This window comes from Micromonospora sp. NPDC047670, assembly GCF_043204915.1.
Classification (GTDB): domain Bacteria; phylum Actinomycetota; class Actinomycetes; order Mycobacteriales; family Micromonosporaceae; genus Micromonospora.
Window position 1 is genome coordinate 1 of the sequence record NZ_JBIDDA010000021.1, and the last position, 21,016, is coordinate 21,016.

The following is a 21,016-nucleotide window of genomic DNA, read 5'->3' on the forward strand; positions in this document are numbered from 1 at the left end:
TTCACCATCCCCGACGCAATCCCGCGCCGGGCACTTTTACCACGTTACCCGGTGATTTCCGCCGTGTCAAACCGCTTCGCAGCGATCCGCACCACGTCAACCCAATTCCGAGCACCACAACAGGACCGGCTCCCGCCGCTCCCGAAAGTGGATGCCGGCAAGCCGGCCGCCGCAGTCTCCCACGAACACGCCCGGTTCCCTGCCGGTCGACAACCATACCCGGTCAGCTCCGCCCCACCAAATCCGCCTCCCAGCGAATCCGGGGCACCACCCGGTCCGAGCTCCGATGAGTCCAACCCACCCGAACCCGAGATTGTTCCCGCGCTCCGGCCTCCAGGACTTTCGCCCTGTTTCGTCCGTTCCGCGCTGGCAGAGAGAAAGTTACGCGGCCCGCGGGAAGATCGTCAAATCGGCGACGGGCGTCGCGCGTCACAGCCGGGACGGCACTGGCCGCAGCGGGGCTGACCCGAGTCGTGCTCCTGCTCCACGCCGGACAGACCCAGCCGGTCGCGACGGTGCCGGCGGAACCGGGGAACCGGGGAACCGGTCGCCGAGTCAGCCCGCGGCCAGCTCGGCGAGCCGGTCGACCTGCCGGGGGTCGGCCAGGGCGGAGCCCACCGCCACCACCCGTACGCCGGCGGCGAGGAACTCGCCCGCGTTGCCCGCGTCCAGTCCTCCCGTGGCGACGAAGCGCAGCTCGGGCAGCGGCCCCGCGACCGCCCGGAACCAGGCCGGGCCGAGGCTGACCGCCGGGAACGCCTTGAGCCACCGCAGCCCGTGGTCCCGGGCCCGCTGCGCCTCGCCGGGCGTCGCGACGCCGGGCAGGTGCGGCAGGCCCCGCTCGGCCGCGGCGTCCGCGACGGCGAGGTCGAGCCCGGGCGCGACGGTGAACGCGGCGCCGGCCTCGGCCGCCCGAACCACCTGCTCGACGGCGAAGACCGTGCCCGCCCCGACCGGCCGGCCGCGCTCGCGACCCGCGGCGACCGTCCTCCGCAGTGCGGTCAGGGCCTCCGGGGTGCGGACGGGCACCTCGACGACCCCGATGCCGAGGTCCCAGGCGCGCTGGGCGAGCCGGAGCGTCTCGTCGGCCGGCAGGTCGCGCAGGATCACCATCACCCGGGCGGTCCCGAAGACCGGGGCAAAGTCATGTGCGGGCATCGAGCGGTTCCTCCGACAGGTCGAGGGTGGTCCAGCGTTCGGGGGGCAGGGTGGCAAACTCGGCGAGCCGGTCGGCGGCCGGCACCGGGGCGGTGTCCCCGGGCACCCGGAGCGCGTGGGCGGCGAGCAGGTGCCCCCACCGCAGCCGGGCCGCCGGATCGAGGTCGCGCAGGAGGGCCGCCAGGTAGCCGGCGGCGAAGGCGTCGCCGGCGCCGACCGGCTCCACCACGGTGACCGGCAGCGCCGGCACGACGGTGGCCGGTCCGTGTCGGGGCAGCGCGGTCGCGGCCACGGGCCCGTCCTTGACCACCACCGTGTCCGGGCCGGGCAGCAGGCGGCGTACGTCGTCGGGGTCCTCGACCCCCCACAGCGTCCGCGCCTCGTCGAGGCCGACGAAGACCAGGTCGGCGCGGTCGGCGAGCCGGTGTAGCACGGGCCCGGCCAGGGCGGCGGGCCAGAGCCCGGGACGGTAATTGACGTCGAAGCTGACCAGCGCGCCGGCCAGCGGCCGCCGGGTGACGGCGTGTTCCACCAGCGCCCGGCAGGATCCGGAGAGGGCGGCCGTGATGCCGGAGAGGTGCAGCACGCGCGCGCCGGTGAGGCGGGGGTCGTCCAGCACGGTGCGGTCGAGTCGGGAGGCCGCCGAGCCGGCCCGGTAGTAGTGCACGCGGGTGCCGCCGGGGGCGGGATCCTTGACGTACAGGCCGGTGGGGGCGTCCGGGTCGACGTGCACGGCGCGGACGTCGACCCCGGCCTCGGCGACGTGCCGGACGACGAGGCGCCCGAAGGGGTCGTCGCCGACCCGCCCGGCCCAGAGGGCGTGGTGACCGAGCCGGGCCAGGTAACCGGCCACGTTGGTCTCCGCCCCGCCGACGCCGACGGCGAGGTCCTCGGCGCGGTCCAGCGGCACCGCTCCGCCGGGGGTGAGCACGACCATCGTCTCGCCGACCGTGACCAGGTCGGGCCCGGTCACCGCGGCACCGGCCCGGTGGCCAGGGCGGCGGCCGTCGCCCGGTCGAGGTCCCCGTCGGCGACCACCACCCGGTGCCGGCCGGTGTGGCTCGTGCCCGCCGCGATCACCCGGGGGCGGTCGAAGGCGAACGCGACGCAGACCCCCGGATACATGGCGGTCCGCACGAACCACCGGTCGCCGTCCGCGAGCCCCGCCAGCACGAGGGTGTACGCGGACCCGTCCGGCCCGGTGCCGGCGAACGCCAGCCAGGGCTCGGCGCTGCCGTTGACCGCCTCCTCCCCCTCGGCGGTGGCGGTGCGCACCCGGGCCGCAGTGGCGCTGGCCGCCCGCCAGAAGAAGCCGCCGTAGCCGGCGCCGCCGGGTCGGCCGTTGGTGGCGGGGCTGCCCAGGGTGACGTCCCGGTCGGCGGGGGCGGTCAGCGCGTATCCGACGTCGAGGGCCCACGCCCGGTCGCCGACCCGGTGGGCGGCCAGTTCCCGGCGCTCGGTGAGCAGCACCGACCCGCTCGGGTCGCGCCACTGGAGATGGTGCGCCAGCCGCTGTGGGTCCCGGGTCTCCCACCGGGTGTGCGCGATCCGGCCGTGGTCGTCGCGCCAGGTGTAGCCGACGTCGCGGACGTAGGTGCGCCCGCCCCAGAGGTTGGTGCCGTCGACGTCCTGCACGGCGAGGGACGCGCCGAGGTGCCAGACGTGGTCGGCCGGGAACGCGTCGGTGACCACCGTGCCGCCGAGGGTGCGCACCGGATGCAGGTACGGGCGGGGCCCGTGCCGGGGGTCGATCGCGGGGTCGACGACGTACCGGGCCACCGGCACGCCGTCCACGCTGAGCTGCCGGTCGTCGCCGGTCACGGCTGGCCCACCGGGGCGAGCACGGCCCGGCGGGCGACCGCGTGCAGGGCGGCGACGGCGTACCCGGCGAGGACGGGCACCGCGACCGGGGTGACCAGGACGGCGAGCAGCGCGGCGACGGCGCTCACCCCGCCCGCGGCGGCCCAGCTGCCGGGGCGGGCGCGGCAGACACCGGCGGCTGTGCGGGCCGCGTCCCGCCAGCCGCGCCCGCCGGCGCGGCCGATCTCCACGACCGCCAGCGCGGCGTACCCGGCCACGGCGGCGACGACCAGCGTGGTGACCAGCAGCAGCGGCGCCCCGCCCGGAACCCTGCCGTCGGCCAGCGCGGCGAGGTCCAGGGCGAGCAGGCCGAGGACGGCGACCGCCAGCACGCTCACCCCGGCGCCGGGCAGCAGCGCCCGGCCGAACCGGGTGAGGTTCTCCCGCGCGCTGGGCCAGGACCCGTCGGTGTACCGGTCGTGCACGGCCGCGCTGGCGGCGGCGACGGCCGCCGCCGAGGTGACCACCGGCAGGGCGGCCAGGGTCAGCGCGATGCCGAGCACGGCCAGGTCGGTGGCGTCGGTGAGCACGTCTCGCCAGTCGCGGCGGACGGGCCCGTCGTCCCGGTCGTTTCTCATCCCTTGAGCCCGCTGGTGTTGATGCCCTCGACCAGCATCCGCTGGAAGGCCACGAAGAACAGGAACACCGGCAGCAGCGAGAGCACCGACATGGCGAACATCGGGCCGACGGCGCTCTGGCTGGTCGAGTCGATGAACAGGGTCAGCGCCACCGGCACCGTGTAGTCCTCGAGGTCGGAGAGGAAGACGAGCTGGCGGAAGAAGTCGTTCCAGGTCCAGATGAACGAGAAGATCGCCGTGGTGACCAGCGCCGGCCGGCTCAGCGGCAGGATGACGTGCCGGAAGATGCCGAAGGCGTTCGCGCCGTCGATCTTGGCGGCCTCGTCGAGTTCACGCGGGATGCCCCGCATGAACTGCACCATCAGGAAGACGAAGAACGCCTCGGTGGCCAGGAACTGCGGGATCAGCAGCGGCAGGTACGGCCAGTCGCCGCCGACCAGGCCGAGGCTGCGGAAGAGGATGTACTGCGGCACGATCAGCACGTGGCCGGGGAGCAGCAGCGTCCCGATCATGACGGCGAACCAGACGCCGCGCAGCCGGAACCGCAGCCGGGCGAAGGCGTACGCGGCGAGCAGGCAGCTGACCGCGTTGCCGATCACGGTCAGCAGGCTGACCATGGCGCTGTTCAGGAAGAACCGGCCGAAGCTGAGGTCGAAGTTCGTCCACCCGTCGGCGTAGTTGCCGGGGGTGAACTCCTCCGGCAGCAGGCCGATGTTGCTGACGATCTCCTCCTGGCTCTTCAGCGACGTACCGATCATCCAGAACAGCGGGTAGAGCACGACCGCGACGATCGCGATCAGGACGAGCAGGCGCAGGGCCTGCCCGCCGCCGGCGCGGCGCGGGCCGCGCCGCCCGGTCGCCGGCGGGGCTGCTGCCGTGGCTGTCACCGGTCCTCCCCGTCGGAGTAGTGCACCCAGAAGCGTCCGGTGCTGAAGAAGATGGCGGTGATGATGGCGATGGCGACCAGGAAGACCCACGCCATGGCGGAGGCGTAGCCCATCTCCAGGTCGGTGAAGCCGGTGATGTAGAGGTTCAGCGTGTACATCAGGGTGGAGTCGACCGGGCCGCCGGTGCCGTTGCTGAGCACGAACGCGGCGGTGAAGCCCTGGAAGCCGTTGATGGTCTCCAGCACGAGGTTGAAGAAGATCACCGGCGAGAGCATCGGCAGGGTGACGTTGCGGAACTGCCGCCACGTGCCGGCGCCGTCGACGGAGGCGGCCTCGTAGAGCTCGGTGGGCACCTGCTTCAGGCCGGCCAGGAAGATCACCATGGGCGCGCCGAACTGCCAGATGGCGAGCACCATCAGGGTCTCCAGCGCCCAGTCGGGGTCGTTGACCCAGGGCTTGCCCTGGATGCCGAAGACGCTCAGCAGCGAGTTGAAGGCGCCCTCGCGGTTGAACATGTTGACCCAGACGATGGCCAGCGCGACGCTGCCGCCGAGCAGGGACGGCAGGTAGAACAGGCCGCGGAAGAGGCCGACGCCGCGCCAGGCGCGGTTGAGCAGCAGCGCCACCCCGAGCGCCGCGGCCAGCTTCAGCGGCACGGCCACCAGCGCGAAGGTGAGCGTCACCCGCACCGAGTGCCAGTAGGACGGGTCGGCGGTGAACATCCGCTCGTAGTTGGCCAGCCCGACCCACTTGACCTCGGACCAGGGGGTGAGGATGTCGTAGTTGGTGAAGCTCAGGTAGAGCGACAAGAGCATGGGTATCGCCGTGACGGCCAGCAGGCCGAGCAGCCAGGGCGACAGGAAGACATAACCGGCCAGTCCCTCGCGGTGCCCGGTCCGCCCGGCCCCGCGCCTGCCGGCGGGGGTCGGGACGGATCCGGTACGCGGTCGGGTCGGGCCGGGCGCCGTGGTCAGGGCCACGAGCCGGCTCCTCTCCGTGCCTGGGGTCAGGCGATCGCGGACGTGCAGGCGGCGACGAACTGCTCCGCCGCCTGGGCGGGGGTGGCCCGGCCGTACTGCGCGTTCTCGGCGGCCTTGGTCAGCTCGGCGCGGATCTTGCTGTGCCCCTTGAGCGGGACCTGCGGCGCCTCGCCGAACTTCTGGGCCAGGTCGGACTCGACCTGGATCGACTGCTTCATCGCCGGGTCGGTGACGTCGTCGCTGACCACGCGACGCAGGTCGAGGTTGGACGGCAGGCCCCGGTCGGTACCGAGGATCTTGACGGCCTCGGCGTCGTTGGCCAGGAAGTTGATCACGTCGACCGCGACGTCGCGGTGCTTGCTGCCCTTGAACACCGACCAGTACATGGAGGCGCGGGCCCACTGGGCGCTCGGGTCGCCGGGGTAGGCGACCACGCCCAGCTCGTCCTTCGTGTTCTTCTTCAGCTCCGGCATCTGGTTGACCCAGACCCAGCTGGTGGCGGCCTTGCCGGTGACCACGAGCTGCTTGGTGATGTCGGTGGCGTTGCCCTCGTGGATGACGTCGGGGGTCGGGGTGGCGCCCCGGTCCCGGGCCCCCTTCCACAGCTCGAACCACTTCGTCACGTCCTCGGCGGTGAAGCCGAGCTCCCTGCCCTTGTAGAGGTCTTTCCCCTGCTGGCGCAGCCAGACCCAGAACGCCTTGTAGTCGGCGCTCGGGTCCTGGGTGCCGGGGACCTTGGTCTTCTTCGCCACCTGCTCGGCCCAGGCGATGTGCTCCTCCCAGCTCATCCCCGTGGTCGGCTCGGGCAGGCCGTTCTTCGTCAGCAGCGTCCTGTTGTAGACCAGGCCCTGGGTGTTCTCCCCGGCGGCCAGGCCGGCGAGCTTGCCGTCGACCACGCCGTACTGCCAGAGGCTCTTGGGGAACTTGGAGACGTCGAGGTCGCCGGAGTCCTTGTAGGACGTCAGGTCGAGGGTGGTGCTGCGGGCCGCGTACTCGGCCAGGTAGTTGTCGTCGATCTGGAAGATGTCCGGCGGGTTGCCGCCGGCGGTGAGGGTGGCCAGCTTGTCGAAGTAGCCCTGGTTGGCCTGCCAGGTCTTCTCGAAGGTGACGTTGGGGTGCTTCTTGGTGTAGAGGGCGAGGGCCTCCTCGGTCAGCTTGGCCCGGGCCTCACCGCCCCACCAGAAGATGGAGAGCTTGACCGGGGCGTTCGGATCGGTGCTGGCCTCGTCGTCGCCGCACCCGGCGGCGCCGAGGACCAGGGGCAGGGCGACGACCGCGGCGAGGAGGCCGCGGATCAGCCGCCGTCGGTGGACAGGGGTACGGTGAACGGGCACGGCCGGCGTGCCAGTGGTGGGGGGCGTTGCGGGGTGCATGTGCGCTCACTCCTTGGCGTTAGGAGGCGACGACACCGCCGGTGGCCACGGTCGGGCGACCCGGGCCCGCAAGGCGATGCGGGCCCGGGGTGACCAACCCGGCTTCGGGGCGGGGCCGACCGTCAGCCGGCACGGCTGCGGTCGAGTCGCGGATGACCAGTTCGGTCTGGAGCATTACCTGTGCGGTGGTACGACGGTCGTCGCTGGCGCCGCTCCGGCCGCCGCCGCGTGATCCGCGGGCGGCGACGGTGTCGTGTTGCAGGAGCATGTCGACGGCCGTCCGGCCGGCGGCCGCGGTCGGCGTGGCCACCGTCGTCAACTTGGGCCGGGTGAGCCGGCTCAGGGTGATGTCGTCGATGCCGACGACGCTGACGTCCCGGGGGACGCGGAGTCCGATGGCGTCGAGTTCCTCGATCAGGCCGATCGCCATCAGGTCGTTGTAGGCGAGGACCGCGGTGACCTCGCTGCGGCGGACCTGCTCGGCGAGGGCCCCGCCGCCGGTCTCGGTGGGCTGGTTGGGGCCGAGCACGGTCAGTTCGGCGCCGCCGGCCCGGGCCGCGACGCCGGCCGCGCGCCGGATCTCCCGGCTGGTCCACGAGCCGCGCGGCCCGCTGAGCAGCGCGATCCGCCGGTGGCCGAGGCCGGTCAGGTGCTCGACCGCGGACCGGGCGCCCTGGCCCACGTCCATGGTGACGCAGGGCAGGCCGGCGACCTGGCGGTTTATCACCACCAGCGGCACCTCGCGGCTGAGCTGCTCGATCAGGCTGTTGCTCATCCGGGGGCTGCACAGCAGCACCCCGTCGACCTGCTTGGCGAGGGCGTGGACCAGCTCCTCCTCGGCCACCGGGTCCTCGTTGGTGTCGGCCACGAAGACGTGGTAGTCGCGCTGCCGCGCCTGGCTCTCCGCCGCCTTGATCAGTGGCGGGAAGAACGGGTTGGCGATGTCGGCGATGATCAGGCCGATGTTGTGCGTACGGCCGGTGATGAGCGCGCGGGCGGCGCGGTTGGGCCGGTAGCCGAGTTCCTCGGCACAGGCCAGCACCCGTCCCCGGGTCTCCGGGTTGACCAGGTGCGGGGCCGAGAACGTGCGGGAGACCGTGGAGATGTGCACGCCGGAGGCCCGGGCGACGTCTCGGATGGTGGCTGGCACGGCGGGCCCTTCGTCCAATGTGGCTGGGGTCACGTCAGGTGCCGCCAATTAATGCAAACGGTTGTGCCGGTGTCAACGGCGGATGGTTACGGATGCGTTTCGACCGCGCTCCCACCATGTAGCTAAATCGCCATCAAAGCGGATCTATGCCGCCGGTTTGACATCGATCGTTGACGGCGTGGCGCGGCGCGTGGTTATTTCGCTGCAAACCTTTGCAGCACCCGGGGAGGCGGTCGCCATGTCGTCCAGAGCCGGTCAGCGGGTCCGCCACGCCCTCGTGGGCACCGGGTCCCGGGCCGAGATGTTCGTCCGGTCGCTGGTGCGCGACCACGCCGACACCGCCGAACTGGTCGCGTTCGCCGACGTGAACCAGGCCCGGATGGACGCCCACAACCGGTGGCTCGGCGAACTGGGCCACCCGCCGGTGCCGACGTACCGGGCCGGTGACCTGGCGGCGATGCTCGACAAGGAGCGGGTGGACGTGCTGGTGGTGACCAGCGTGGACGACACCCACGCCGCGCACGTCGACACGGCGCTGCGGGCCGGCTGCGACGTGATCACCGAGAAGCCGATGACCGTCGACGTGGCGGGCTGCCGGCGGATCCTGGACGCGGTCGCCGACACCGGCCGGCAGGTCCGGGTCGCCTTCAACTACCGCTACAACCCGCTGCACGAGAAGCTGCGCGAACTGATCGCCGGGGGCGCGGTCGGCGAGGTGGGCTCGGTGCACTTCGAGTGGCTGCTCGACGTGCGGCACGGCGCGGACTACTTCCGCCGCTGGCACCGGGACAAGGCGCACTCCGGCGGGCTGATGGTGCACAAGGCCGGCCACCACTTCGACCTGGTCAACTGGTGGCTGGACGCCATCCCCGTCGAGGTGTACGCCGCCGGGCGGCTGTTCTTCTACGGCGAGGCCGGCCGGCGGCACGGCTACGCCCGTGACTACGACCGGGCGCACGGCTCCCCCGCCGCCGAGGACGACCCGTTCGCGCTGCGGCTCGACGCGCACCCGCGGCTGCGTGAGCTCTACCTCGACGCCGAGGCCGAGGACGGCTACCAGCGCGACCGCAACGTCTTCGCCCCCGGCGTCACGATCGAGGACGACATGGCGGTGCTCGCCCGCTACTCCACCGGCGCGACGATGACCTACCACCTCACCGCGTACGCCCCCTACGAGGGCTACCGGGTGATGGTCAACGGCAGCCGGGGCCGGCTGGAGCTGGAGGTGGTGGAGAGCGACCACGTCAGCCCGGGCGCGGCCGGCGCGCTCAAGGGCGCGGCGCTGCACGGCGACGAGGCCGCCGTCGAGTCCGGCTCCGCCACGCTGACCCTGCGCCCGTTCTGGGCGCCGCCGCGGGTCGTGCCGGTGCGGGGACGGGCCCGGTCCGGACACGGCGGCGCCGACGCCCGGATGACCCGGGTCCTCTTCGGCGGCGAGCCCGACCCCATGGGGCGCACGGCGACCGCCCGCGACGGCGCCCTCGCCCTGCTCACCGGGCTGGCCGCGAACCGGTCCTTCACCACCGGCGCCCCCGTCCGGGTCGCCGACCTGCTCGAGCTCCCCTGAGCCGCGAAAACCTTCCGAGGAGCCCCACCCGTGCCGACGACCGACCTGCTCTTCCCCGCCGACCCCGCGCAGCGCGCGGTGGCCCGCCGGCTGTACGCGCTGGCCGCGCCCCAGCCGATCATCTCCCCGCACGGGCACGTCGACCCGGCGATCCTGGCCGAGGACCGGCCGTTCCCCGACCCGGCGCGGCTGCTCATCGTCCCCGACCACTACCTCACCCGGATGCTGCTCAGCCAGGGCGTGCCCCCGGCCGACCTGGGGGTGCCCACGGTCGACGGCAGCCCGGCGGAGACCGACGGCCGGGTCATCTGGCGCCGCTTCGCCGCGCACTGGCACCTGTTCCGGGGCACCCCCTCCCGGCTGTGGCTGGAACAGACCTTCCGCGACGTGTTCGGGGTCCAGACCCCGCTCTCCCCGGCCACGGCCGACGCCGTCTACGACGAGCTGGCGGTCCGGCTGGCCGAGCCGGAGTTCCGGCCCCGGGCGCTGTTCGAGCGGTTCGGCATCGAGGTGCTCGCCACCACCGAGTCGCCCCTGGACGACCTCGGCCAGCACGCCAAGCTCGCCGCCGACGGCTGGGGCGGCCCCGGCGGGCGGGTGATCACCACGTTCCGGCCGGACAACGTGGTCGACATGGAGTTCGACGGCTGGGCCGACAACGTCGCCCGGCTCGGCGGGATCACCGGCGAGGACACCGGCACGTACGCCGGTTACCTGGCGGCGCTGCGGCAGCGGCGGGCGGCCTTCGTCGCCGCCGGCGCCACCTCCTCCGACCACGGCCACCCCACCGCGCGCACGCTCGACCTGGGCGCGGACCAGGCGGCCCGGCTCTACGACCGGGGGCTGCGCGGGCTCGCCGACGCCGCCGACGCGGAGGCGTTCCGCGCGCACATGCTGCTGGAGTTCGCCCGGATGTCGCTGGACGACGGGCTCGTCATGCAGTTGCACCCGGGCGCGGTGCGCAACCACAACCGCTGGCTGTACGCGCGGCACGGCCGCGACGTCGGCGGCGACCTGCCGCAGGCCACCGAGTACCTGCACGCGCTGACCCCGCTGCTCGACGCGCACGGCAACGACCCGAGGCTGCGGGTGGTGCTCTACACCCTCGACGAGTACACCTTCACCCGGGAACTCGCGCCGCTGGCGGGCGGGTACGCCGCCCTCTACCTGGGCGCGCCCTGGTGGTTCCTGGACTCGCCGGAGGTGCTGCGCCGGTTCCGCGAGTCGGTCACCGAGTCCGCGGGCTTCTACAACACCGCCGGGTTCGTCGACGACACCCGCGCGTTCTGCTCGATCCCGGTACGCCACGACGTGGCCCGCCGCGTCGACGCCGCCTACCTGGCCCGGCTGGTCACCGAGCACCGCCTCGGCGAGGACGAGGCCGGCGAGACCATCGTCGACCTGGCGTACCGGCTGCCGAAGAAGGTCTTCAAGATCGGAGAGAGTGTCCTGTGAGTGTCACCGTCACCGCCGTCGACGTGCACGACGTGCGGTTCCCGACCGCCGCCGCGGGCGACGGCTCGGACGCGATCAACCGGGGCGACTACTCGGCCAGCTACGTCGAGCTGCGCACCGACGTTGGCGTCACCGGGGCCGGGTTCACCTTCACCAACGGCCGGGGCAACGAGCTGACCTGCGGGGCGATCCGGGCCCTCGCCCACCACGTCACCGGCCGGACCGTCGAGGAGATCTTCGCCGACCCGGTGGCGTTCTGGCGGTCGCTGAGCGCCGACGTGCAGCTGCGCTGGCTGGGCCCGGAGAAGGGCGTCATCCACATGGCCACCGGCGCGTTGGTCAACGCGGTCTGGGACCTGCGGGCCAAGCTCGCCGGCAAGCCGATGTGGCAGCTGCTGGCCGAGCTGCCCACCGCGGAGCTGGTGGCCAGCATCGACTTCCACCACATCACCGACGCGCTCACCCCGGACGAGGCCACGGCCATCCTGGACAAGGGGCTGGTCGGGCTGGACGAGCGCCGCGCCGAGCTGGAGCGGGACGGCTTCCCGTCGTACACCACGTCGGTGGGGTGGCTGGGCTACCCGGACGACAAGGTCCGAGCGCTGACCCGGCAGGCGTACGCGCAGGGGTGGCGGGCGATGAAGATGAAGGTCGGCGGTCCGCCGGCCGACGACCTGCGCCGGGCGCGGATCATCCGGGCGGAGATCGGGCCGGACGCGCTGCTGATGATGGACGCCAACCAGGTCTGGGACGTCGACGAGGCGATCACCAACATGACCGCGCTGGCCGAGGTGGACCCGTACTGGATCGAGGAGCCGACGCACGCCGACGACATCCTCGGCCACGCCCGGATCGCCCGGGCGGTGACGGAGCTGACCGGGGGCCGGTGCCGGGTGGCCACCGGCGAGGTGGCGGCCAACCGGGTCATCTTCAAGCAGCTGCTCCAGGCCGAGGCCATCGGCGTGATGCAGATCGACGCCTGCCGGGTCGGCGGGGTCAACGAGGTCCTCGCCGAGATCCTGCTGGCGGCGAAGTTCGGGGTGCCGATCTGCCCGCACGCCGGCGGCGTGGGGCTGTGCGAGTACGTGCAGCACCTGGCGGTCTTCGACTACCTGCGCGTCGGCGGCAGCCTCGACGGGCGGATGGTGGAGTACGTCGACCACCTGCACGAGCACTTCGTCGACCCGGTGCGCACCCGCGGGGGCCGCTACCTGCTGCCGGAGGCGCCCGGCTACAGCGCCACGATGAAGCAGGAGTCGATCGCGCGGTTCCGCTTCCCGGACGGGCCGGCGTGGCGGTGACCGTGGGCGCCGCCCGGCTCGGCCTCGGGACGCTGCGGCGGCTGCCGCTGGAGAGCCGCCCGCTGCTGCGCCCCGGCACCGTGCCGGCCGGGATCGTCCACCTCGGGCTGGGCGCGTTCCACCGCGCCCACCAGGCCGTCTACACCGAGGAGGCGATGGCGCGGGCCGGCGGCGACTGGGGCATCGTCGGCGTGGCGCCGCGCAGCCCGGACGTGGTGGCGGCGCTGGCCGCGCAGGACCACCTGTTCAGCGTCACCACCACCAGCGCGCAGGGGTGCCACACCCGGGTGATCGGCGCGCTGGCCGGGACGCGGCACGCCGCCGCCGACCCGGCCGCCGTGGTGGCGCTGCTGGCGGACCCGGCGATCCGGGTGGTCACCCTCACCGTCACCGAGAAGGCGTACCAGCTCGACCCGGTGACCGGGCGGCTGCGGCCGGACCCGGAGGTCGCCGCCGACCTGGGCACCGACCGGCCGCCGGGGACCGTGCCGGGCCTGCTGCTGCGCGGGTTGCTCGCCCGCGCCGCCGCGCAGGGCCCGCCGCTGGCCCTGCTCAGCTGCGACAACCTGCCCGCCAACGGCCGCCGGCTGCGCGGCCTGGTCGAGCAGTCGATGGCGTACGCGGGCGCGCCCGAGGCGCTCGCCGCCTGGGTACGCGGGTGCGTCAGCTTCCCCGGCACCATGGTGGACCGGATCGTGCCGGCCAGCACGGGGCAGACCCTCGCCGCCGCCGAGCGGGCGCTCGGGGTCGTCGACCTGGCCGCGGTGGCCGCCGAGCCGTACCGGCAGTGGGTGGTGGAGGACGACTTCCCGGGCGGCCGGCCGGACTGGGAACGTGCCGGCGCGGTGCTCACCGACGACGCGGGCCCGTGGGAGCGGTTGAAGCTGCGTGCTCTCAACGGGGTGCACTCGGCCGCCGCGTACCTGGGCGCGCTCGCCGGCCGCGAGACGATCGCCGACGCGCTCGCCCTGCCGCACCTGACGACGGTGTTGCGCCGACTGGTCGCCGAGGACGTGGCCGCGAGCTTCGACCCGCCCGAGGGCGTCTCCGTCGTCGCGTACGGCGAGGAGGTGCTGGCCCGGTTCGCCAACCCGGCGATCCACCACCGCACCCTCCAGGTGGCCATGGACGGCTCGCAGAAGCTGCCGCAGCGGGTCCTGCACACGATCGCCGACCTGCGGGCCGGTGGCCGCTCGGCGCGCTGGGCGACCTTGGTGGTGGCCGCCTGGCTGCGCTTCGCCCTCGGCCACGCCGACGACGGCGCCCCGCTGCCGCTGGCCGACCCGCTCGCCGAGGAGATCCGCGCGGCGCTCGCCGCCGGCCCGCGGACCCCGGCGGGGGCGGTCGACGCGGTGTTCGCGCTGCGCGAGGTCTTTCCCGCCGAGGTGGCCGAGGACGACGAGGTCCGCGCGGACGTGACCGGCTGGCTGACCGCGCTGGAGCGGCACGGGGTCGCCGCGACGCTGGCCGGTGCCCGGTGACGGCCGAGCCGGCGGGCCCGGTGCGGGCGCCGACGCCTGCGACGGGGGCCGTGCCCAGGATCGCGGTGGTCGGGGCGAACGGGCACGGACGGTGGCACCGGCGGGTCGTCGCCCCGCTGCACGCCGCCGGGCGGCTGCGACTGGTCGCCCTGGTCGACGTGCGCCCGGTCGAGGACGACCCGGTGGCGCCGGTGCCGGACGGCACGCTGGTCGGCACCGACCACCGGGAGATGCTGCGGGCGACCCGGCCGGACGTGGTGGTGGTGTGCACCCCGCCGCACACCCACCTGCCGATCGCCCTGGACTGCCTCGCCGCCGGCGCCGACGTGCTGCTGGAGAAGCCACCGGTGCTCAGCACCGCCGAGCACCGGGAGCTGGCCGCCGCGCTCGCGGCGACGGGTCGGGTCTGCCAGGTCGGTTTCCAGGCGCTCGGCTCGGCGGCGCTGGCCGAGCTGACCGGCGCGGTCCGGGCGGGGCGGCTCGGCAGCGTCACCGGCATCGCCACGGTGGCGGCCTGGCAGCGCCCCGACGGCTACTACGCGCGGGCGCCGTGGGCCGGGCGGCGGACCCTGCACGGGCGGCCGGTGCTCGACGGCGCCCTGGCCAACCCGCTGGCGCACGCGGTGATGCAGTGCCTGGCGGTGGCCGAGGCGGTCGGGGACGGGCCGGTGGAACCGGTGCGCATCGAGGTGGAGCGCTACCGGGTCCGGCCGATCGAGGTGGACGACACGGCCACCCTGCGGGTGTGCTCGCGCTCGGGGCCGCCGGTCGTCGCGGCGGTGACCCTGGCCGGCGAGGACCTCGTCGCCGGCGAGGTGATCGTGACCGGCACCGCCGGGCGGGCCGTACTGGAGTATCCGACCGACCGGTTGCTGCTGCCGGGCGACGCCGGCCCGCGCGAGGTGCCGGGCCGGCGCGGGCTGCTGGAGAACCTGCTCGCCCACCGGGCCGACCCGGTGGGCGTACCGCTGATCGCTCCGTTGGCCCGGACGGCGCCGTTCACGGCGGTGCTGGAGGCGGTCGCGGCCGCCCCGGAGCCGACGCCCCTCGGCGGGGATCTCGTCACCGCCACCGGCGCGGGGCCGGACCGGGTGCTGACCGTCCGCGGGGTCAACCGGCTGCTGCGCCGGGCGGCCGAGGAGGGTGCGCTGCTGTCGGAGCTGGGGGTGCCGTGGGCGGTACGGCCGCACCGCAGGGACCTGGCGGGGGCGGGAGGGACCGCAACGCGCTGCAACTGACCGGCCCGCGGGGCGGGTCCATATCGGACATAGGGGCGCCAACCCGACCTCAGGTGGTCGGGACGATACCGGCCGATCGGGATCTGTTGCAACATTCCTGCACACGGTACTCATTGACTCGCATAAATCGCTAAACCTACCGTTGCCCATATCGAAAGCGGCGACGAACAGGTGGTCCGAGTCATGTGGAAGCAGGCAGTGGGCGGGGCGTTGATCGCCGCCACGCTCGTGGCGACACCCGGGAGCGCGCCGGCCGCCCCGGCCCGGGACGGCACGGTCGACGCGGCCGGCGACGGGCTCTCCCGGGCCGCCCGACACCTCGGCCGGCAGGCACTGCCGGCCGGGGACGGCTGGGCGGCCGAGGGCGCCGGCACCACCGGCGGCGCCGCCGCGACGCCCGACCGGGTGCACGTGGTCTCCAGCCGGGCCGAGCTCGTCGCGGCCCTCGGCGGAGACAACGCCACGAACCGGGGCAACGCCACCCCGAAGATCATCTACGTCGAGGGCGTGGTCGACGGCTTCGAGGGGCCCACCGGGACCCCGCTGGACTGCGCCGACCTCGCCGACCCGGAGTACTCGCTGGCGGCCTACCTGGCCGCGTACGACCCGGCGGTCTGGGGGCGGGTGGCGCCGAGCGGGCCGCTGGAGGCCGCGCGGGTGCGCTCGGTGGCGAACCAGACCCGGCAGACCCAGATCAACGTGGGGCCGAACACGACGATCGTCGGCCTGCGCGGCGCCCGGCTGACCGGGCTGACGCTGATGCTCGACGGCGCGCACAACACGATCGTGCGGAACCTGACCTTCGACGACGCCCGGGACTGCTTCCCCGCCTGGTCCCCGACCGACGGCGAGGCCGGCAACTGGAACTCCCAGTACGACCAGGTCTCGGTCCGCCGCAGCGAGCACGTCTGGATCGACCACAACACGTTCACCGACGGCGACAACCCCGACAGCGGCCAGCCGCTGCGCTTCGGCCGGCCGTACCAGGTGCACGACGGGTCGGTGGACGTGACGCACACCGCGAGCCTGGTGACCGTCTCGTACAACAGGTTCGTCGGGCGGGACAAGGTCATGCTGATCGGCTCGTCCAACACGGTCGGCCCGGACGTCGGGCGGCTCAGGGTGAGCGTGCGCCACAACCTCTTCGACGGGGTGCTCCAGCGGCTGCCCAGGGTGCGCTTCGGCCAGGTCGACGTGTGGAACAACCACTACCGGCTGGCCGGCGACGGGTTCGCGTACGCGATCGGCGTCGGGGTCCAGTCGGCCGTGGTCGCCGAGCACAACTTCTTCAGCCTCGGCGCCGGCGTCGCGGCCGCCGACCTGCTGTACGACTGGGGCGGCACCGCCGTCACCACCCGCGGCAACTGGGTGCGCGCCGCCGGCGACCGGGCCCGGCCGGTCGACCTGGTGGGCGCGTACAACGCGGCGCACGAGCCGGACCTGGCCCCGGACGCCGGTTGGACGCCGACCCTGCGACGCGCCCCCGTGCTGCCGGCGCCCGCGGTGCCGGCGGTCGTGGGCGCGCTGGCCGGCGCGGACCGGCTGCCCCTGTAGACGCCGGCGTCGCGCCGTCCCGCGCGGCGACCGGACGGCCGGTGGGCCGCCGTGCCCGGCGCTCAGCGCGGCGGCCCACCGGTGCCACCCCCACCACCAGGAGGTCCACCATGAAGCGGACACCCCGCCCCCGGCCGCGCCCCACGAGGCTGCTCGGCGCGGCGCTCACCGCCGTCGCCCTGGCCGCCGGCACGGTGCTCGTGAGCACCTCGTCGGCGCACGCCGGCACCCTGTTCACCGACACGTTCTCCGACGGCGCGGCCGACGGGTGGTCCCGCTCCGGCGGGAGCTGGTCGGTGGTCACCGACGGCTCGTACGCCTACCGCCAGTCCGGCACCGGCAGCGACGCCCGCGCCCTGGCCGGCGCGGGCACCTGGACGGACTACGGGGTGCAGGCCCGGGTCCGGCCGACCGGCTTCGGCGGGGCGAACCGGCACGTCGGGGTCGTCGCCCGGGCGCAGAGCACCAGCAGCTACTACGCGCTGGTGGTGACCGCGAGCGGCGGCGTGCAGCTGATCCGCCGCTCCGGCGGCGACCCGGTGTCGCTCGGCTCCGCCCCCGCCGGGGTCACCGTGGGCGCCTGGGCGACCCTGCGCCTGGAGGCGGTCGGCAGTTCGCTGCGCGGCTACGTCGACGGCGCGCTGCTGGTGCAGGCCACCGACGCGACGTTCGCCGCCGGGCGCATCGGCCTGGCCACCTCGTACGCCAGCGCCACCTTCGACGACGTCGAGGTGGCCACGGCGACCGGGGCGCCGCCCACGGGCGGGCCGAGCGGCGGACCGACCCTGCCGCCCACGGGCCCGCCGATCGACCCGGGCGCCCCGCCGATCGGGTTCGCCTCGGTCGACGCGCTCGGCCAGGACGGCACCACCGGCGGGGCGGGCGGCCCCACCGTCACGGTGGACACCGCCGCCGAGTTGCTCACCGCGATCGGCACGGCCGGCCCGCTGACCGTGCGGGTGGACGGGATGATCGCGCTGCCCGGCCCGATGCACGACGTCACCTCGGACAAGACCATCGTCGGCGTCGGCGCGAACTCCGGCATCACCGGCGGCGGGCTGAACATCGGCCTGCCGGTCAGCGACGCGACCAGCCCGCCGGCGAACGCCGTGCACAACGTGATCGTGCGGAACCTCAACTTCCGCAACACCGTCGACGACGCGATCAACGTGCAGATGTTCTCCCACCACGTCTGGATCGACCACAACGACCTGGCGTACGGCTACGACGGGCTGATCGACATCAAGCGGGGCGCCAGCTACGTGACGGTGTCCTGGAACCACACCCACCACCACACGAAGAACATGCTGCTCGGGCACGACGACCGCAACGCCGCCCAGGACGTCGGCAACCTGAAGGTCACGTACCACCACAACTGGTTCGACCGGACGCCACAGCGCAACCCGCGGGTCCGCTACGGCGACCCGGTGCACGTGTTCAACAACTACTTCGTCTACAACACCGACGTCGGCGTGGCCTGCCAGCTCGACGCCGGCTGCGTGGTCGAGGGCAACTACTTCGAGGACGTCGAGGTGCCCTGGTCGATCAGCTACGCCGGGGACCGGGGCCGGATGGTCGCCCGCGACAACGTGCTCGCCGGCACCAGCGAGCCCGGCGACGCGGGCGGCACCGTCCAGGAGCCGCGCACGTTCTACCCGTACACGCTGACCGACCCGGCCGCCGTGAAGTCGGTCGTCACGGCGGGCGCCGGCACCGGCCGGCTCCCCTACTGACCGTTCGTCTCCCCGCACCGCCGGGCCCGGTTCGGCGCCGGGCACCGGCCCGGCGGTCGGGGCGCACCACACCCCAGAAGATCGATGTCTATCGATCATGTCATCACCACCAGGGAGGTCCCGTGCACCACTCCGACACTCGTCGGCGGAGGCACCGCCGAGGGTTCCTCACCGCGATCGGGGCCGCGCTCGTCGCGGTCGCCCTCGCCGTCGGCATGACCGCCACCGCCTACGCCGACACGCTCTTCTCCGACGACTTCTCCGACGGCAACTCGTCCGGCTGGACGGCCTCCGGCGGAAGCTGGTCGGTGACCGGCGACAGCGCGCGGGCACTGCGGCAGAGCAGCACCAGCAGCGACGCCCGCTCGCTGGCCGGCACGTCGAGCTGGACGGACTACTCCGTCCAGGCCACGGTCAAGCCGACCGCGTTCAACGGAACGAACCGGTTCGTCGCGCTGCTCGCCCGTGTGCAGAGCAACACCAGCTACTACTACCTGGCGTTGCGCAGCAACAACACGGTCGAGCTCAAGCGGCTGACCAGCGGCTCCTCCACCACACTGGACACCGCGCCCGTCCCGGTCGCCACCGGCAGCACCTACACCCTGCGGCTGGACGTGGCCGGCAACTCACTCAAGGGGTACGTCAACGGCACCCTGCTCACCGAGGCGACCGACACCCAGTACGCCAGCGGCCGGATCGGCGTGGCGACCTTCTACGCCAGCGCCGACTTCGACAACGTGCAGGTCACCTCGGGCGGCCCCGGGCCCACGCCGACGCCGACCACCCCGACGCCCACGCCGACCGGCAACCCCGGCCCGAACGTGGCCGACGGCTGGGCCTCGGTCGACGCGTGGGGCCAGAGCGGCACCACCGGCGGCGCCGGCGGCCCGACCGTCACGGTCACCACGGCCAGCCAGTTCATCGCCGAGGCGGCGTCGAGCGGCCCGAAGATCATCCAGGTCAGCGGGATGATCGCGCTGCCCGGACCGATGCACGAGGTCACCTCGGACAAGACCATCGTCGGCGTCGGCGCCAACTCCGGCTTCACCGGCGGCGGCCTCAACATCGGTCTGCCGATCGACAACGCGGTCACCGCGCCGCCGGCCAACGCCGTGCACAACGTCATCATCCGCAACCTCAACTTCCGCAACTGGGCGGACGACGCGATCAACGTGCAGATGTTCTCCCACCACATCTGGATCGACCACAACACCTGGACCACCGGGGCGGACGGCGGCGTCGACATCAAGCGCGGCTCGTCGTACGTGACGGTCTCCTACAACCACGCCGACGGCACCGACAAGAACATGCTGCTCGGCCACGACGACGGCAACGCCGCCCAGGACACCGGGCGGCTGAAGGTCACCTACCACCACAACTTCTTCGACAACACCAACCAGCGCAACCCCCGGGTCCGCTTCGGCGACCAGGTGCACGTCTACAACAACTACTACCTGAACACCGGGAACTACGGCGTCGCGTCGACACAGAACGCCGGGGTCATCGTCGAGGGCAACCACTTCGAGAACGTCGACGACCCGTACCACCTGGCGGAGGGCTCCTCCGGCGACGGCCGGCTGGTCGCCCGCAACAACTGCCTGGTCAACTCCGGCGCCGGTCAGACCGGCGGCAGCGTGGCCAACCCGCCGTACGCGTACACCGTGGGCACCGCCTGCGACACGAAGGCCGTGGTCACCGCGCAGGCCGGGGTGGGCCGCGTCGGGCTGCCCGGCGGGCCGACCACCCCGCCGGTCACCACGCCGCCGCCGACCGCCACGCCGACCCCGACGCCGACCGTGCCGCCGGCCGGCGGCCTGGTCGGCTGGGCCACCCAGAACGGCGGCACCACCGGCGGCGCCGGCGGTCAGACCGTGACCGTCTCCGACGGCCAGGCGCTCGCCGACGCCCTGGAGTCCTCGTCGCCGCTGGTCATCCGGGTGCAGGGCGCGCTCACCATGCCCGACACCATGAACGACGTGCGCAGCAACAAGACCGTGCTCGGCGTCGGCAACGCCACGCTGGACAACGGGCTGAACATCAGCGGCGCCAGCAACGTCATCGTCCGCAACCTCACCTTCCGGGGCTGGGACGACGACGCGATCAACGTGCAGAACTCGCGCAACGTCTGGATCGACCACAACACCTTCGACGGCGGCTACGACGGCGCGGTCGACATCAAGCGGGCGTCCGACTTCGTCACCGTCTCGTGGAACCGGGTCACCAACCACACCAAGAGCATGCTGCTCGGCCACGACGACGGCTTCACCGGCGACATCGGCCACCTGCGGGTCACCTACCACCACAACTGGTTCGACGGCAGCAAGGAGCGCCACCCGCGCGTCCGGTTCGGCGACCCGGTGCACGTGTTCAACAACTACTACTACGGCGCGGACTACGGCGTGGCGTCCACGATGGGCGCCGGGGTGCTGGTCGAGGGCAACCACTTCGAGAACGTGACCCGGCCCACCGCCGTCGGATACGCCGACTCGGGCCCGGGCGACCTGGTCCAGCGGAACAACATCTTCACCAACTCCGGCGCACCGGAGAGCGCGGGCGACGTCGCCCCCGTCCCGTACGCGTACCAGATCGACGACGCGAGCGGGGTCAAGGCGGCCGTGACCGCCGGGGCCGGCGCCGGCCGGATCACTCCCTGAGGGAGGCCCGGGGGACGGCGGCCGACGCGGCCGTCGTCCCCCGGGCG

16 protein-coding genes are annotated in these 21,016 nt (G+C 73.6%); 8 read left to right on the top strand and 8 right to left on the bottom strand.

Annotated features, from left to right (window positions below):
- Positions 1–555: 555 nt before the first annotated feature.
- The 8 genes from ACGF7U_RS29790 to ACGF7U_RS29825 all read right to left on the bottom strand — a co-directional run bounded on the left by ACGF7U_RS29790 (position 556) and on the right by ACGF7U_RS29825 (position 7,986).
- Entirely contained in the window at positions 556–1,158 is a 603-nt protein-coding gene (locus ACGF7U_RS29790; protein WP_393112336.1) for a bifunctional 4-hydroxy-2-oxoglutarate aldolase/2-dehydro-3-deoxy-phosphogluconate aldolase, read from the bottom strand.
- Positions 1,145–2,131, bottom strand: coding sequence for a sugar kinase (locus tag ACGF7U_RS29795; protein WP_393112338.1), 987 nt, complete (start codon positions 2,129–2,131; stop codon positions 1,145–1,147). Before ACGF7U_RS29795 ends, ACGF7U_RS29790 begins: the two co-directional genes overlap by 14 nt.
- Positions 2,128–2,979 (bottom strand): PmoA family protein, encoded by an 852-nt coding sequence (locus ACGF7U_RS29800; protein WP_393112340.1) that lies wholly within the window; start codon positions 2,977–2,979, stop codon positions 2,128–2,130. Before ACGF7U_RS29800 ends, ACGF7U_RS29795 begins: the two co-directional genes overlap by 4 nt.
- On the bottom strand, positions 2,976–3,596 hold the full coding sequence (locus ACGF7U_RS29805; protein ID WP_393112342.1) for a hypothetical protein: 621 nt from the start codon (positions 3,594–3,596) through the stop codon (positions 2,976–2,978). Before ACGF7U_RS29805 ends, ACGF7U_RS29800 begins: the two co-directional genes overlap by 4 nt.
- The gene (locus tag ACGF7U_RS29810) at positions 3,593–4,354 is read right to left on the bottom strand and encodes a carbohydrate ABC transporter permease (protein ID WP_393112498.1); all 762 of its coding nucleotides are present in this window, start codon (positions 4,352–4,354) and stop codon (positions 3,593–3,595) included. Before ACGF7U_RS29810 ends, ACGF7U_RS29805 begins: the two co-directional genes overlap by 4 nt.
- Before the next feature lie 125 nt (positions 4,355–4,479).
- Positions 4,480–5,463, bottom strand: coding sequence for a carbohydrate ABC transporter permease (locus ACGF7U_RS29815; RefSeq protein WP_393112344.1), 984 nt, complete (start codon positions 5,461–5,463; stop codon positions 4,480–4,482).
- Between the two features lie 26 nt (positions 5,464–5,489).
- A complete protein-coding gene (locus ACGF7U_RS29820) occupies positions 5,490–6,836 on the bottom strand; it encodes an ABC transporter substrate-binding protein (RefSeq protein WP_393112346.1) in 1,347 nt (448 codons plus the stop codon).
- Positions 6,837–6,855: 19 nt separating this feature from the next.
- A complete protein-coding gene (locus ACGF7U_RS29825) occupies positions 6,856–7,986 on the bottom strand; it encodes a LacI family DNA-binding transcriptional regulator (protein ID WP_393112348.1) in 1,131 nt (376 codons plus the stop codon).
- A gap of 238 nt (positions 7,987–8,224) precedes the next feature.
- Here ACGF7U_RS29825 and ACGF7U_RS29830 point away from each other — a divergent pair, with 238 nt between their 5' ends.
- The 8 genes from ACGF7U_RS29830 to ACGF7U_RS29865 all read left to right on the top strand — a co-directional run bounded on the left by ACGF7U_RS29830 (position 8,225) and on the right by ACGF7U_RS29865 (position 20,969).
- Positions 8,225–9,553 carry a Gfo/Idh/MocA family protein gene (locus tag ACGF7U_RS29830; RefSeq protein ID WP_393112350.1) on the top strand — a complete coding sequence of 443 codons (1,329 nt, stop codon included), beginning with the start codon at positions 8,225–8,227 and terminating at the stop codon, positions 9,551–9,553.
- A 30-nt stretch (positions 9,554–9,583) separates the two neighbouring features.
- Positions 9,584–11,008, top strand: coding sequence for a glucuronate isomerase (uxaC, locus tag ACGF7U_RS29835; RefSeq protein ID WP_393112352.1), 1,425 nt, complete (start codon positions 9,584–9,586; stop codon positions 11,006–11,008).
- Positions 11,005–12,309, top strand: coding sequence for an enolase C-terminal domain-like protein (locus ACGF7U_RS29840; RefSeq protein WP_393112354.1), 1,305 nt, complete (start codon positions 11,005–11,007; stop codon positions 12,307–12,309). The genes uxaC and ACGF7U_RS29840 overlap by 4 nt, the downstream gene beginning before the upstream one ends.
- Entirely contained in the window at positions 12,300–13,790 is a 1,491-nt protein-coding gene (locus ACGF7U_RS29845; protein WP_393112356.1) for a mannitol dehydrogenase family protein, read from the top strand. Before ACGF7U_RS29840 ends, ACGF7U_RS29845 begins: the two co-directional genes overlap by 10 nt.
- A gap of 50 nt (positions 13,791–13,840) precedes the next feature.
- Complete coding sequence (locus ACGF7U_RS29850) at positions 13,841–15,028, top strand: Gfo/Idh/MocA family protein (RefSeq protein WP_393112358.1); 1,188 nt, start codon at positions 13,841–13,843, stop codon at positions 15,026–15,028.
- A 183-nt stretch (positions 15,029–15,211) separates the two neighbouring features.
- Entirely contained in the window at positions 15,212–16,582 is a 1,371-nt protein-coding gene (locus ACGF7U_RS29855; RefSeq protein WP_393112360.1) for a polysaccharide lyase family 1 protein, read from the top strand.
- A gap of 110 nt (positions 16,583–16,692) precedes the next feature.
- On the top strand, positions 16,693–18,315 hold the full coding sequence (locus ACGF7U_RS29860) for a family 16 glycoside hydrolase (protein WP_393112362.1): 1,623 nt from the start codon (positions 16,693–16,695) through the stop codon (positions 18,313–18,315).
- Positions 18,316–18,437: 122 nt separating this feature from the next.
- Positions 18,438–20,969 (top strand): polysaccharide lyase family 1 protein, encoded by a 2,532-nt coding sequence (locus ACGF7U_RS29865; protein ID WP_393112364.1) that lies wholly within the window; start codon positions 18,438–18,440, stop codon positions 20,967–20,969.
- Positions 20,970–21,016 lie beyond the last annotated feature (47 nt).

Excerpts from the sequence above, each read along its gene's own strand:
- ACGF7U_RS29790 (WP_393112336.1), bottom strand. The coding sequence starts at position 1,158 with ATGCCCGCACATGACTTTGCCCCGGTCTTCGGGACCGCCCGGGTGATG.
- ACGF7U_RS29805 (WP_393112342.1), bottom strand. The coding sequence starts at position 3,596 with ATGAGAAACGACCGGGACGACGGGCCCGTCCGCCGCGACTGGCGAGAC.
- ACGF7U_RS29810 (WP_393112498.1), bottom strand. The coding sequence starts at position 4,354 with ATGATCGGTACGTCGCTGAAGAGCCAGGAGGAGATCGTCAGCAACATC.
- ACGF7U_RS29820 (WP_393112346.1), bottom strand. The coding sequence starts at position 6,836 with ATGCACCCCGCAACGCCCCCCACCACTGGCACGCCGGCCGTGCCCGTT.
- ACGF7U_RS29830 (WP_393112350.1), top strand. The coding sequence starts at position 8,225 with ATGTCGTCCAGAGCCGGTCAGCGGGTCCGCCACGCCCTCGTGGGCACC.
- ACGF7U_RS29855 (WP_393112360.1), top strand. The coding sequence starts at position 15,212 with ATGTGGAAGCAGGCAGTGGGCGGGGCGTTGATCGCCGCCACGCTCGTG.
- ACGF7U_RS29860 (WP_393112362.1), top strand. The coding sequence starts at position 16,693 with ATGAAGCGGACACCCCGCCCCCGGCCGCGCCCCACGAGGCTGCTCGGC.